Raw genomic sequence first — 14,716 nt, 5'->3', positions numbered from 1 at the left:
TTAAGTTTTTATCTGTTGAATGGCTTCAATAATTAAGCCATCATTTGGTTTTAGATCTAATACTTTCAATGACAACTGTGGCTAATATTAAAGCCCCTCCCACAAATGTATGTATTGTTGGTATTTCATTCAAGAAAAAATAGGCAATAATAATTCCGAAAACAGGCTGAGCGCTTCCAATAATACTTGCTGTACTTGCTTTAAAATATTTTAGGCTGTTCACAAACATAGTGTGTCCAATGGCTGTAGTCAAAAGCGCCAATAAAATGACGTAAGGATATTGTGTTGTAATATTAGAGGTATCCAAGAAAAATAGTATTGGAGTCAACAAAACAGTTATTATGACAACTTGATAAAACATAAGCATTGTTCCGTTATAGTTAGCAACTTGCCCTTTTAAAATTAGAATTCTTAGTGCATAACATAATGCCGAAAGTAAACCGAATAGAATACCCTGCAAATGGCTACTTCCTAAATCAAAGTCTGGTGCTAAAATATAGATTCCAAGAAGTACCATTAACCCTAAAACAATATGAATAGGATCGAATTTAGTTTTGGAAAATAGTGGCTCTAAAAGTGCGATCATCACAGGAAATGTAAAAATTGAAAGCATACCAATGGCTACATTAGACAGTTTTAAAGCGTAGAAATAAGTTATCCAATGCGCTCCCATTAATACGGCAGCTATAAAAAATGTCCAACGGTCATTAGCGTTATTTATTTTTAGATTAATGCCTTTATAAAGACAAAAAACCAATAGAAAGATTGCTGCTAAAGCTGCGCGCCACCAAATAATTACTGGTGTAGGCATGGCTATAAATTTGCCCAATGCACCAGAAGTACTAATGAATAAAGTTGCTGCAGTAAGCAACAAAAGGTGATTTAAATGGCTTTTTTCGTTCATTTAATATCAGATAAAGCCTCAAGTGCTTGTTTTGTAGATTTTATATTTTCGAATGTAATAAGTAAACGCAATCCTTTGCGCGTTTGTTTCTCTTTCATTTTACATTTATTTGCATTCATTTGTACAAACTGTAAAACTTTAGAAAAATCATCACTTTGATAAAAAGCACTTTGTTGGTCATTGATAAAATAACCTACGAGTTTTCCTTTTTTCATTATGAGTTTTTCGAGTCCCATTTTTGTGGCAATCCATTTTAGACGTACACTATCTAATAAATCTGAAACTTGAGTTGGTAACTCTCCAAATCGGTCAATAATTTCAGATTCAAATTTGTCTAACGCTTCTTCAGTTTTTATTTCATTGAGTTTGGTATAGAGATTTAAGCGTTCTGTAATATTATTAACGTAATCATCTGGGAAAAGCAATTCAAAATCGGTATCGATAGTAATATCCTTTACATACTGTTTTGGCTTACCATCATCTTTGTATAAATCGGCAAATTCAGATTCTTTGAGTTCTTCAATAGCTTCGTTTAATATTTTTTGATACGTATCAAATCCTATATCATTAATAAATCCACTTTGCTCGCCACCTAACAAGTCACCAGCTCCTCTAATCTCAAGATCTTTCATGGCAATATTAAAACCACTACCTAGTTCCGTAAATTGTTCTAATGCGGTGATACGTTTACGAGCATCTGTAGTCATTGCAGAGTATTCTGGAGTTATAAAATAACAGAAGGCCTTTTTGTTGCTTCGACCTACACGACCTCGCATTTGGTGTAAGTCACTTAATCCAAAATTATTAGCATTGTTAATGAAAATAGTATTCGCATTTGGTACATCCAATCCGCTTTCTACAATTGTTGTACTTACTAAAACATCAAATTCACCATTCATAAAAGCAAGCATCAATTGTTCTAATTTTTTACCATCGAGTTGTCCATGACCAATACCAATTTTAGCATCAGGCACCAAACGCTGGATCATGCCAGCAACTTCTTTGATATTTTCAATACGGTTATGAATAAAGAACACTTGTCCGCCACGTTGAATTTCATAACTCACAGCATCTCTGATTGTTTCCTCATTAAAACGAATCACATGACTTTCTATAGGATATCTATTTGGAGGAGCTGTTGTAATAACAGACAAATCTCTAGCAGCCATTAAGCTAAATTGAAGCGTTCTTGGAATTGGAGTTGCCGTTAATGTCAGCACATCAACATTCTCTTTTATGGTTTTAAGTCGTTCTTTTACAGCAACACCAAATTTTTGTTCTTCATCAACAATAAGCAATCCTAAATCTTTAAACTTTACATTTTTGTTAGCTAGTTGATGTGTGCCAATAATAATATCTACACTTCCTTTTTCTAGACCTTCTAAGGTTTCTCGTTTTTCCTTAGCAGTTCTAAAACGATTCACATAATCAACAGTAACAGGAAAATCTTTTAAACGTTCTTTAAAGGTTCTTGAATGCTGATAAGCCAAAATAGTGGTTGGTACTAAAACAGCCACTTGCTTCCCATTATCTACAGCTTTAAAAGCAGCTCTTATGGCAACTTCAGTTTTACCAAACCCAACATCACCACAAACCAAACGATCCATTGGTCGTTCACTTTCCATATCTGCTTTTATGTCTGCAGTTGAAGAGATTTGATCTGGCGTATCCTCATATACGAAAGACGCTTCTAACTCTAATTGCATATGGCTATCTGGAGCGTACTGAAACCCTTTTTTTAGCTTCCGTTTTGCATAAAGTTTTATAAGGTTAAAAGCGATTTCCTTAACTCTAGATTTCGTTTTTTGTTTAAGGGTTTTCCATGCTTTGCTTCCTAATTTATATACTTTAGGAGGTTTTCCATCTTTGCCATTAAACTTAGTAATCTTATGAAGCGAATGAATACTTAAATACAGAACGTCTCGTTCACCATAAACCAATTTTATGGCTTCTTGCTTTTTACCTTCTACATCTATTTTTTGAAGACCTCCAAATCTGCCAATACCATGATCAATGTGAGTAACATAGTCTCCAATCTCAAGATTAGTCAATTCTTTTAAAGTAATGGCTTGCTTTTTGGCGTAGCCATTTTTGAGATGAAATTTATGGTAACGATCAAAGATTTGATGATCTGTGTAAATGGCAATTTTATGTTCAGAATCTATAAATCCTTGGTAAAGAGAAAGTACAATAGTTTTATAATGAACTTCTTGCTCTACATCTTCAAAGATATCATGAAAACGTTTTGCTTGTTGTTCGCTTACACATGCGATATAATTGGTAATGCCGTTGCTATGATTTTCATTTAAGTCTTCAATTAATAGATTGAATTGTTTATTAAAAGAAGGTTGCGGTTTTGTACTGAATTGAATCGTTTGGTTGCTGAGCGTAGTTGAAGTACCAAACTCAACCAAGTTATATTCTAAAAACTGACGTTTTAGTACTTCTGAATTACAAAAGAGTTCACTAGGCGATGCATGCTTTACATCAGAAGTTAAGCTTTTAAAAGTCTCTTCTGCTTTAGTATAAAATTCATCTATTCTCGAAAAGGTTAGTGATGCATTTTTAGAAAATATTACTGTTTTGTTAGAAATGTATTTTAAGAAACTTTCGCGTTGCTCTGCAATAAGTTTATTAGCAACATTTGGAATAATGCTTACTTTTTTTATTCGTTCTGTAGACAATTGAGTTTCTACATCAAAGGTTCTAATACTATCTACTTCGTCTCCAAAAAACTCAATACGATAAGGCTCATCGTGTGAGAATGAAAACACATCTATTATTCCACCTCTAACAGAAAACTCGCCAGGCTCAGTAACAAAATCGACACGTTTAAATTTATATTCAAACAATACTTCGTTTACAAAATCGATACTCAACTCGTTACCAACAGAAATTTTTAATGTATTTTTTTCAAGTTCTTTCTTTGTGACTACTTTTTCAAAAAGTGCATCAGGATAAGTAACAATTATACATGGCTTTTTACGCGAATTAATTCGGTTTAAAACCTCTGCTCGCAAAAGTACATTGGCATTATTAGTTTCTTCAATTTGATAAGGCCTTCTATAGCTTCCTGGGTAGAAGAGTACGTCTTTATCATTAATGAGTTGTTCTAAATCGTTAAGGTAGTATGCCGCTTCTTCTTTATCGTCAAAAACTACTAAAAATGGCTTGTCGCTAGTTTTAAAAGCTTCAGAAATAACAACAGAAAAAGAAGAGCCTACAAGGCCTTTTAGATGTGTTTTTCCTTCACTTTTGGCAATAGTATTTTGCAGATTTTGCAGTTGCAAAGTCCGTAAATAGGTTTGGGCAATTAAGGCTTTACTCAAGTTGCTTTGTTTGAAGGTGCAAAAGTACATGATTTTATTTATTTGAATATTGAAAAAATCAAATGAATAAAATTTATTGACTAACGAAGTGATTCTTGGATTGAAGCTAGATTTCGTAATATACTAAGTAGTGCAATACTGAGATTTTTATTGAAAAAATATAAAATTTTTGAAGTGTTATTAATTGAAATAATCTTTTATTAGAATTATATTTGCATCTACATTAAAAATAAAATATATGTCAATTTCAGATTTATACGATAGTGGATTTAGAAAACGAAATACTGATCATTTTGCTGCGATTGTTCGCGTAGCGATGAGTGATGGTGTTATAACAGATTCTGAAAAAGAATTTATAGATCGTTTAGCAAGAAATCTAGATGTTACCGAAACCGATTATAAAGCCATTTTAAAAGATCATGGGTCACACCCAATTAATCCTCCTGTATCATACGATAGCCGCTTAGAGCGTTTGTTTGATTTAACCAGAATGGTTTGGGCTGATGGTGTTAGAGATGATGCCCAAGAAAAACTCTTGCACAAGTTCTGTGTGGCATTAGGGTTTCATGCTGTAAATGTCAAATACATATCTGATAAAGCTTTAGAGCTGGTGAAAAATGAAGCCAGTCTCGAAGAGTTTCAGTACGGTATAAAAAACATGAATCAATAATTCGCATTACAAAACTTATTAAAAGTAAAAAGCAACCTTAATTAAGGTTGCTTTTTACTTTTAATAAGTTTGTGAATTATTTCTCAGCGTTACGCATAAATTCTTCAGCTTTTTCCACCATATTTTTACTTCCACAAATAAATGGTACACGCTCGTGCAATTCAGTTGGTTGTATATCCATTATTCGTGTAAAACCATCACTCGCTTTTCCATTAGCTTGCTCCGCTAAAAATGCCATAGGACTACATTCGTACAATAAACGAAGTTTCCCATTACTAGCTTTGGAACTTTTAGGATACATGTAAATCCCACCTTTAATCATATTTCTATGAAAATCGGATACTAAAGAACCAATATAACGCGAGGTATAAGGCCTGTTGTCTTCCTCCATTTGGCAATACTTAATGTAATCTTTTATACCTCGAGGAAAGTGAATGTAATTACCTTCATTTACGGAATATATATTTCCGTCTTCTGGAAATTCCATATTAGGATGCGATAAATAGAAAGTTCCGATAGCAGGATTTAAAGTAAAACCGTTTACACCATCTCCAGTGGTGTATACTAACATTGTTGAAGTTCCATAAACTACATAACCTGCTGCAACTTGTTGGTTCCCTTTTTGTAAAAAATCATCAATAGTTACAGGAGTTCCTACAGGAGTCACACGTCTAAAAACAGAGAAAATGGTTCCGACAGAGACATTAACATCTATATTAGAAGACCCATCTAGAGGATCAATTAAAACTACATATTTGTTTTGGTTGTTTTCATCTTGACTGTTAATCGCAATAAAATCGTCCTCTTCCTCACTTGCAATACCGCAAACAATATTTCGTTTGGTCATGGTTTGTATGAACTTATCGTTAGCATAAACATCTAACTTTTGCTGGTCTTCACCTTGTATATTGGTATCTCCTGCATTACCAATAATATCTACAAGTCCTGCTTTATTAACTTCGTGGTTCACTACTTTAGCAGCTAAACGGATAGAATTTATAAGCCTAGAGAGTTCACCAGAGGTATATTTAAATGCATGTTGGTTTTCAATTATAAATTCACCTAGTGTTTGGTTGAGATTAGAATTAGCCATTAAGTAGTTTATTGATTAATTGTCACAAATATCGCATTTTTTAATAACTTAAAACGTTTTCGTATTGTAAATAACTTGTTATTTAAACTCACTTTAGATTATATTTGAGTTCTTTTTTAAAACAACAATGATCAATCCAAGAATAGCAACCAAGCAAGATATGCCAAGAGTTTTAGAACTCATTAATCAATTGGCTGTATTTGAGAAAGAACCAGATGCTGTAGAAGTGACACTTTCTGATTTAGAGAGAGACGGTTTTAATAGCAATCCAAAGTTTACCTGTTTTGTATTAGAAATTGACAATGTCGTTGAAGGCATAGCACTGGTTTACCCAAGATATTCCACATGGAAAGGCATCGTACTACACCTAGAAGATCTAATTGTTAATGAAAAATTTAGAGGAAAAGGTATAGGAACTCAACTATTAGATGCTGTAGTAAAATATGGAAAGAAAATAGGAGTTAAAAGAATAAGTTGGGAAGTATTGGATTGGAATGAGCCTGCCATAAAGTTTTACGAAAGTAAGGGTGCAAATGTAATGAGAGATTGGGACGTCGTACAACTCGATGAAAAAGGAATTGAAAACTATTTAAAGCAATTATAATGCGCGTTTATAAGTTTGGTGGTGCATCTGTTAAAGATTCCGAGGGTGTAAAAAATTTAGCAATGGTTCTAAAAACTGCAGGCTATGACAATACTTTGGTTGTGGTATCAGCAATGGGTAAAACAACCAATGCTATGGAATTGGTCATTAAAAACTATTTTGAAAGTAAATCTGAATTACAGAGCTCAATTCATGAAGTTATTAAGTACCATAATGAAATCCTTTTAGATTTATTTGATAATGAACGTCATAATGTATTCACTTCTGTAAAAGCACTTTTTGATGAGCTAAACATATTCTTTAAAACCAATAAATCTCCAGACTATAACTATGTCTACGATCAAACTATTGGCTTTGGTGAATTAATTTCAACCACAATTATTAGTCATTATCTTAATGAAATTGGAGTAAAAAATAATTGGATTGATGTAAGAGAATTTATAAAAACGGATAATTATTACAGACGATCTAATGTGAATTGGGAACAAACGCAAGAACATATTTCTTCAAACTTCAACACATCTATTCTCAATATTACTCAAGGGTTTTTAGGAAGTGATGCCAATAACTTTACTACAACTCTTGGTAGAGAAGGTAGTGATTATACCGCGGCTATTTTTGCTTATTGTTTAAACGCAAATAGTGTTACTATATGGAAAGATGTACCTGGTGTACTCAATGCAGATCCACGTTATTTTGAAAATGCTCAGCTATTACATCAAATATCTTACAGAGAAGCTATAGAGTTGGCATTTTATGGGGCTTCTGTAATTCACCCAAAAACATTGCAGCCATTACAACAAAAGGAAATCCCTTTGTACGTAAAGTCATTTTTAAATCCTAAAGCAGCTGGTACTTGTGTTAGTAAAGGAAAAGCTTTAGAACCAGAAATTCCATGTTTTATAGTGAAGAAAAATCAGATTTTAATTTCATTGTCATCATTAGATTTTTCATACATTATGGAAGAGAATATCAGTGAAATTTTCAGTTTACTACATTTATATAAGATGAAGGTTGATGTTATTCAGAATTCAGCAATTAGCTTTTCAGTATGTATAGATAATTTGTATGATAATCTTGAAAAATTACTTCAACATTTAAAAGCAAAATTTAAAGTAACATCTCACAAAAATGTAAGTCTTTATACTATAAGACATTATAACGATGCTGCAGTAAAAGAACTCGAAAAAGATAAAACCGTATTGTTGAAGCAGTTAACACAAGGAACGGTTCAAATAGTAACTAAATAACATTTACTACATTTGTTTTATGGGGAAATCGTCTAATACGGGATTAGTTACAGCTAAAGAAGTTGCGAAAGCAATCCATGCAGACAAATACGGTTTTCTGGGAACTTTTTTTGGTTGGCTATTGATGAAAGTATTAAAAATTTCAACCTTAAATAGAATATACAATCGCAACAAGCATCTTAGTGAACTTGAGTTTTTGGATGGTATTTTAGATGAATTTCAGATTAAGTTCGAAATTCCTGAAGAAGATATGAAACGTCTACCTAAAGAGGGCCCTTATATTACCATTTCTAATCATCCACTAGGTGGCATCGACGGTATTTTATTGTTAAAGTTAATGATAGAACAGCGTAGCGATTTTAAAATTATAGCCAACTTCTTATTACACAGAATAGAACCACTCAAGCCTTATATAATGCCAGTAAATCCTTTTGAAGACAGAAAGGATGTAAAAAGCAGCATAACAGGTTTTAAAAATGCGATTATGCATTTACGAAATGGTCATCCACTAGGCGTTTTTCCAGCAGGTGAAGTTTCCACTTATAAAGATGGTAAGTTAGTTGTAGATAAACAATGGGAAGAGGCTGCGATGAAGTTAATTCAGAAAGCAAATGTACCTGTTGTACCCATATATTTTCACGCAAAGAATAGTCGATTGTTTTATCGACTTTCAAAAATTAGCGATACACTAAGAACTGCAAAGTTACCTTCGGAACTGCTGACTCAGAAGCGTAGAACCATTAAAGTAAGAATAGGACGACCAATTTCTGTAAAAGATCAAAATGAGCATGAAAGCCTTCCTGATTTTTCAGATTTTTTAAGACGAAAAACCTATATGTTGTCTAAAACATTTGAGGACAAACCAAAAATTTTAGACAATCTTCAATCTCAATTAAAAGTACCAAAGCCTCCAAAACGAATTGTTACGCCTATCGATGCTAAAGTTATGATGAAGGAGATAGAGGCTTTAAAAGTCAAAGATTGTAGACTTTTAACAAGTAAGAATTACGAAGTTTATTTGGCTGAAGCTAGAGATATGCCTAATATTTTAAGAGAAATAGGAAGACTCAGAGAAATTACGTTTAGAGAAGTAGGAGAAGGTACCAATGAAGCTATAGACTTAGATACTTTTGACACGTATTATCATCATATGTTTTTATGGGATAATGAAGCCAACGTTATTGCTGGAGCTTATAGAATGGGTTTAGGTTCTCAAATTTTTGAACGGCATGGTATCGATGGGTTCTATTTACAAGATCTGTTTAGGTTTGAGCCAGAGCTTTACAAAATGATGAGTCAGTCCATTGAAATGGGCAGAGCATTTATTATTAAGGAATATCAACAAAAACCAATGCCTTTATTTTTACTCTGGAAAGGTATTGTACACACTACATTGCGTCATCCAGAACATAAATTTTTAATTGGCGGAGTAAGCATAAGTAATCAGTTTTCAAATTTTTCTAAGAGTTTAATGATTGAATTCATGAAGTCACATTACTATGATCCTTACGTGGCGCAATATGTGCATCCTAAAAAAGAATTTAAAGTAAAACTGAAAGATGCAGACAAAGAATTTGTCTTTGATGAAACCGAAGCCGATTTAAATAAATTTGATAAAATTATTGACGAAGTAGAACCTGGAGCACTGAGACTCCCTGTATTACTCAAAAAATATATTAAACAGAATGCTAAACTCGTAGCATTTAATGTAGACCCCTTGTTTAATAACGCAGTCGATGGCTTAATGTATATTAAAATTGCAGACTTACCAGAGAGCACCGTTAGACCTGTAATGGAAGAATTTCAAGCAGAATTGGAGCGTAAGTTTATGGAAAATGGAGAATAGTAAAATTTGTTTACTTGCTTTTTTATTCCCATTTTTTTGTTTCGCACAAACTTTTTCAGGCAAGGTGATTGATAAAATTACCCAGCAACCTATAGAAACGGCTTCCGTCTATTTTGATAACACAACAATTGGAACCACTACCAATGAAAATGGGGAGTTTTCGATCACCTATAGTGATGCGGTTCAATCAACATTAGTTATTTCTTATTTAGGTTACGAAAAGGTATTAATATCTAATTATAGATTTCAGAATAATGTCACTATAGAACTTGTTGAAGCTAATAATGCTTTAGATGAGGTTTATATAGAATATGACGATGGTCTAACCAGAAGACAAAAATTACGTCTATTTAGAAGAGAATTTTTGGGTACTTCTAAGTTTGGTAAATCCTGCAAAATATTGAATGAAGATGATTTAATATTAAGATATGATAAAGGAAACAAATCTTTGTATGCAAGTGCAAAATCTCCAGTACGAGTAGAGAATAAAGCATTGCAATATGAAATCGCTTTTGACATTATAGATTTTGAAGTTGAATTTCGTTATGTTGAGATTAAAACCAGTACGTTTACAGTAAATACAGTAGCCTTTCACGGCACTTCATTTTATAAGGATTTAAAAAATTCTGAAAAAAAGAAGACTTTTAAGAATAGGGAAACTGCTTATGAATTTTCTGTTCAACGCTTTATGCGTTCGCTTTATAATAAAAACTTGAGAGATGAAGGTTACTGGATTTATTATGGCAAACTCAGAGTAGAAGAGTGGTCTTATTTTACTATTGAAGACATCGCTGATTCTGATTTAAAAAAGGTGAAATTAAAGGATAAAGTTACCATACTATATAACAAAGAATTACAATCTGAACTTCAAATAAAGGTTGACGAATTTTTTGTGGATGTATATGGTAATTACACTCCAATAACTGGTGTGTATTTTAGCGGTATTATGGGAAGTCAACGTGTAGGTGATTCGTTGCCGTTAGATTATGGACTTGATAATTAATCCTAAAAAAACCAGAATTTTATGATTCTGGTTTTTTTATAAAATATAAGCTCTAAAGCTTATAAACCTTTAAACCATTCTTGAAATTGTTCTCCAAGTAACCAAGTAGGTTTCATTTCGCCACCTAGAGCACTTACTAAACTCATGATCCAAGCCACTAAAAGTGGTATCCAAGCCACAAAATTTACTATAGGAATAAACGAAGTTACTATACTAATAAGAATGAGACCTAGCATCTGTCTTATATAAAAAGAGCCAAATTCAGTTTTATTACTACTGTTCATCACTAAGGCAATCACCCATCCAATTAATGTAATATGGGCAATAATACCAACATTTTTTCCGTCACTTAAGACTTCTTTGGCGTCGTCTGCAAAGTCACTTGCAGCTTTCTTTGCATCATCAGCAAATTCTGATACTTTTTCTTTGGCGTCACTAGCCAATTCCTTTGCATCATCTGCTAACTCACTTGTTTTTTGACTTATTTTTTCTCCAGCTTTTTTGGCACCATCTTTAGCATCGTCTAGCATATCATCTAGGTCGTTACTTAAATTTTTATTATCATCAGCCATAATTTTATTGTTTTGGTTAGATTATAAAGTTAATAAAAAATGCTGAAGTTGTTTATTTACTTCCGAATAGTCTGCTAAAAAAACCTTTAGTTTTCTTTTTAGCTTCTGTATAAGTTTCTTTTGCATCTTCAGCTAGGTCTTCTAATTTGTCTTCCGCAACATCTGCAAATTCTGATACTTTTTCTTTGGCATCTTCTGCGAACTCACCTATTTTTTCACTTGCTTCACCAGCGAATTCTTTTGCCTTTGACTTGGCTTCTGTAAAAGTTTCTTTAGCGTCTTCAGCTAAATCAGCAGCTTTCTCTTTGGCTACATCTTTAAATTCATTGAGTTTTTCGCCAGCATCCTCAGCAAATTCAGATGCTTTTTCTTTCGCATTACTCATCATTTCTTTAGCATCTTCGTTAATAAACTCAGTTGCTTTATCTTTTACATTACTAAGTGCTTCTTTAGCATCATTTGCTAATTCGCTCGCTTTTTCCTTAGCTGAGTCAAATGCTTCAGCCGCATTTTCTTTAATATCATTAGCCTTGTCTGCGACTGCATCTGTAGTTTCATTTACAGCATCGCTAGCTTGGTCCAATTCCTTAGAGACATTATCTTCTAGGTTGTTGTTTTCTTCCGACATTTTATATGTTAATTTTAGTTAGAGTTTAAAGTTAGTAAATAATCCTATCCTAAGTCTAAAATTCGGATAAATTAAATGTTGTTTTAAACATTTATCTAAATAGCATAATAATTCCACCTAACGCCGTAATAATTAGAATGAAACGTCTATAATTCACATTTGAAATTAGCTTAACAATGCGTGCTCCTAGGAAAAATCCTATAGCAGCAGCAGGAATTAATATTGAATTCAAAATCAAAGATTCTGGTGTGACCGTTTTCCAAATGAAAATATGAAAAGGAAGTTTAATTACATTGATAATAAAAAATAACCAGGCGGCTGTTCCTATAAATTCATTCTTGGGAAAACGTATGGCGAGAAAATAAACGTTTGAAATTGGACCAGCTAAATTGCCAATCATTGTTGTAAAACCAGTTAAAAACCCCATACCTGTTGCGAAAAACTTGTTTTTAGGTATGCCATTAGATTTTCTATTTTCTATATAAAACATAATAATAACAGAAACAATTATTATTATAGCCATTAGCCTTTTAAAAATGATTTTAGATATATCATTTCCAACCCATACACCAACCAGAACACCTAAAATCATCCATGGTATTAATTTTTTAATAATTCCCCAATCGGCGTGCCTATTGTAATATATAACAGCTAATACATCTGCACATATTAGCATAGGAAGTAAAATACCAGTAGATGCTTTTTCTCCAAAAACAAAGGCAAGTATGACTACAATTATTATACTTATTCCTTTAATTCCTGATTTAGATAAACCCAACAAAAAAACTGCAAAACCAATAGCTGTCCATTGTAATGCAGTTAAATTAAAGGATTGAAGAGTTTCTATATAAGACAAAAGGGATTTTTGATAAATCAAATTTACTGAAATGCACTGTCAAGAGGCTCCCAAAGTTCTATTTTATTTCCGTCGTTGTCTAGTATCCAACCAAATTTGCCATAATCGTACTCTTCTATTTCTCCTACTATGGTTACTCCCTCTTCTTTTAAAGTAGCCAATAATTCCTTTAAATTTTCAACTCTATAGTTAAACATAAAGTCTTTTTTAGAAGGCTCGTAATATTTAGTGTCTTCTGCAAACGGACTCCATTGCGTAGAACAATCATTTCCTTCTTTGTCTTTCCACCAAAATGTGCAGCCGTAGTCGTCGGTATTAAAGCCTAAATGTTTTTTGTACCAATCTTTTGCTGCTTTTGGATCTTTAGTTTTAAAGAATAAACCACCAATTCCTGTAACTCGTTTTTTCATTTTATCCTGAATTTATTTAAGGATCTCATCAATTGAAATCCTTAATATTTTTATTTCTTTTTAATAGCATTTTCATAAATCTCTATCCATTCTTCAACAGACATCTTACCCAATAACTGTTCTATTAAGTCATATGGAATATCATCTATTTTTTTAAAACGCACACAACTCTTCCCCATATCTAATTTGTACTTGGCATATTTAGGATATTCACTTACAAACCAATCATAGAGTTCTTTTTTGGCGTACATACCAGAATGGTAGAGCGCAATAAAGTTTTTTTGCGATGCGATATTTATAAACGGTAAAGGAGGAAATGGTTTACAATGGTATCCTGGAGGATACACTGATTTTGGAACAAAATATGCTGGCATACCATAACCCATTCCTGACTCTAAACCTTCAGGCATATGCTCTTTAATTAGATGATGCAGTTTTGTCATTGGTCCTTTTCGTTCTTCAGGAAGTTGACTGATATAATCTTCTGGCGAATCTGCTTTGTATTGCATAGTTAGATTGATTTAGTTTTTATTTACGTTGAAGGATTAATGCAGATATTAAAGATATAATAAAACCTAGAATTAGAACAGTAGCAAACATCATGAAGGCCATAAATCCTGGACTTCCATAATCTTTCATTTGCTGAGTTAGCTCCGCACTTTTAATTTTTAATTCTTCAGGCGATAAGGTAGCTTCCATTTTTTTGATGGAATACTCTAAGTAATCACTTGCAAAATCTGGATTAATTTGAGTTGTGTAGATGTAGTCAAAAAATGCAACTCCAACGGCCGAGAATAATGCGATGAGCATGCCTATTCCAATAGCTTTTCCTAAAGATACTTTACCTTCATTTACTTTATCGCGATAATGCTTAATACCGAAATAGACAAATATTAAAGAGATTATCATTGAAGTATATCCAATGAGTTCGCCATAATCGAAATCTACTCCCATTCCGAATAAGAAAGGTAATCCGAACAATACAAAGCCGCTTAACAATGCATAAAGCCCATACTTAATTACTGTGTTTTTCATTTTTAATTGTGTTTTGATTAGTGAACCAAAAGTAGGAAGAAGGCGATGTGGAAGACTCATACTAAAGTACCAAATGACTAATACTTTAGTTGTAAAGCTAAGAAATTATATAATATTTAAACTTTTTGAAATTTGAATAGCTTGGGTGCGCCGTTTAGCATCTAGTTTTACCAAAAGGTTTGAGACGTGCGTTTTTATGGTGCTTTCTGACACGAATAATTTTTCTGCTATTTCATTATTTGATAATCCTAGAGCAACTTCTTTTAAGACTTCATATTCTCTTTTACTTAAACCTAATTCTTCAACTTTTTTCAAATCTATTTGGCTATTAGAAATAGGCAGCTGTTTTTGTGTCTTTTTATTAATGAATAGTCCAATGCCTAAAAAAGCAATGGCAACAAAAGCCATGACGTATTCAATCTGTAAATCGCCACTAATTAATGTGTATTTACTAAACTGAAATAATAGCAATAACGCTAGAATTAACAATCCAAAAACAAGAATGGTTTTCTTCAT

At 32.7% G+C, this 14,716-nt stretch carries 15 protein-coding genes; 5 read left to right on the top strand and 10 right to left on the bottom strand.

The window, feature by feature from the left end:
- Positions 1-40: 40 nt before the first annotated feature.
- Positions 41-904, bottom strand: a complete 864-nt coding sequence (locus tag SJY34_RS10325) for a DMT family transporter (protein WP_400075361.1) — start codon at positions 902-904, stop codon at positions 41-43.
- A complete protein-coding gene (mfd, locus tag SJY34_RS10320) occupies positions 901-4,233 on the bottom strand; it encodes a transcription-repair coupling factor (RefSeq protein ID WP_400075359.1) in 3,333 nt (1,110 codons plus the stop codon). The genes SJY34_RS10325 and mfd overlap by 4 nt, the downstream gene beginning before the upstream one ends.
- A 238-nt stretch (positions 4,234-4,471) precedes the next feature.
- On the opposite strand from mfd, the gene SJY34_RS10315 reads away from it, so the two are divergent.
- Positions 4,472-4,903: a TerB family tellurite resistance protein gene (locus tag SJY34_RS10315; protein WP_400075357.1), complete on the top strand. Its 432-nt coding sequence runs from the start codon at positions 4,472-4,474 to the stop codon at positions 4,901-4,903.
- A gap of 76 nt (positions 4,904-4,979) precedes the next feature.
- Here SJY34_RS10315 and fbp read toward each other — a convergent pair whose 3' ends face one another.
- Positions 4,980-5,996 (bottom strand): class 1 fructose-bisphosphatase, encoded by a 1,017-nt coding sequence (fbp, locus tag SJY34_RS10310; protein ID WP_400075356.1) that lies wholly within the window; start codon positions 5,994-5,996, stop codon positions 4,980-4,982.
- Between the two features lie 127 nt (positions 5,997-6,123).
- Here fbp and SJY34_RS10305 point away from each other — a divergent pair, with 127 nt between their 5' ends.
- From SJY34_RS10305 to SJY34_RS10290, 4 genes are read left to right on the top strand one after another with little or no spacing between them, the layout of a single operon-like run.
- Positions 6,124-6,600, top strand: coding sequence for a GNAT family N-acetyltransferase (locus SJY34_RS10305; RefSeq protein ID WP_400075354.1), 477 nt, complete (start codon positions 6,124-6,126; stop codon positions 6,598-6,600).
- On the top strand, positions 6,600-7,850 hold the full coding sequence (locus tag SJY34_RS10300) for an aspartate kinase (protein WP_400075352.1): 1,251 nt from the start codon (positions 6,600-6,602) through the stop codon (positions 7,848-7,850). The genes SJY34_RS10305 and SJY34_RS10300 overlap by 1 nt, the downstream gene beginning before the upstream one ends.
- A gap of 19 nt (positions 7,851-7,869) precedes the next feature.
- Positions 7,870-9,696, top strand: coding sequence for a GNAT family N-acyltransferase (locus tag SJY34_RS10295; protein ID WP_400075350.1), 1,827 nt, complete (start codon positions 7,870-7,872; stop codon positions 9,694-9,696).
- Positions 9,686-10,699: a carboxypeptidase-like regulatory domain-containing protein gene (locus SJY34_RS10290; RefSeq protein WP_400075348.1), complete on the top strand. Its 1,014-nt coding sequence runs from the start codon at positions 9,686-9,688 to the stop codon at positions 10,697-10,699. The genes SJY34_RS10295 and SJY34_RS10290 overlap by 11 nt, the downstream gene beginning before the upstream one ends.
- Positions 10,700-10,758: 59 nt before the next feature.
- Here SJY34_RS10290 and SJY34_RS10285 read toward each other — a convergent pair whose 3' ends face one another.
- The 7 genes from SJY34_RS10285 to SJY34_RS10255 all read right to left on the bottom strand — a co-directional run bounded on the left by SJY34_RS10285 (position 10,759) and on the right by SJY34_RS10255 (position 14,716).
- A complete protein-coding gene (locus tag SJY34_RS10285) occupies positions 10,759-11,271 on the bottom strand; it encodes a YtxH domain-containing protein (RefSeq protein ID WP_400075346.1) in 513 nt (170 codons plus the stop codon).
- Positions 11,272-11,323: 52 nt separating this feature from the next.
- On the bottom strand, positions 11,324-11,899 hold the full coding sequence (locus SJY34_RS10280; protein ID WP_400075344.1) for a hypothetical protein: 576 nt from the start codon (positions 11,897-11,899) through the stop codon (positions 11,324-11,326).
- A gap of 91 nt (positions 11,900-11,990) precedes the next feature.
- Entirely contained in the window at positions 11,991-12,755 is a 765-nt protein-coding gene (locus SJY34_RS10275) for a sulfite exporter TauE/SafE family protein (protein WP_400075343.1), read from the bottom strand.
- A 23-nt stretch (positions 12,756-12,778) separates the two neighbouring features.
- Positions 12,779-13,165, bottom strand: coding sequence for a VOC family protein (locus SJY34_RS10270; protein ID WP_400075341.1), 387 nt, complete (start codon positions 13,163-13,165; stop codon positions 12,779-12,781).
- A gap of 50 nt (positions 13,166-13,215) precedes the next feature.
- Entirely contained in the window at positions 13,216-13,674 is a 459-nt protein-coding gene (locus SJY34_RS10265; protein ID WP_400075339.1) for a DUF1801 domain-containing protein, read from the bottom strand.
- Positions 13,675-13,693: 19 nt separating this feature from the next.
- Positions 13,694-14,200 (bottom strand): DUF4199 domain-containing protein, encoded by a 507-nt coding sequence (locus tag SJY34_RS10260; RefSeq protein WP_400075338.1) that lies wholly within the window; start codon positions 14,198-14,200, stop codon positions 13,694-13,696.
- A gap of 105 nt (positions 14,201-14,305) precedes the next feature.
- Positions 14,306-14,716 (bottom strand): response regulator transcription factor, encoded by a 411-nt coding sequence (locus SJY34_RS10255; RefSeq protein ID WP_400075336.1) that lies wholly within the window; start codon positions 14,714-14,716, stop codon positions 14,306-14,308.

The organism is Winogradskyella sp. R77965 (genome assembly GCF_044594915.1).
In the GTDB taxonomy this organism is placed as follows: Bacteria; Bacteroidota; Bacteroidia; order Flavobacteriales; family Flavobacteriaceae; genus Winogradskyella.
This window is presented reverse-complemented; position numbering and strand designations above follow the sequence as displayed.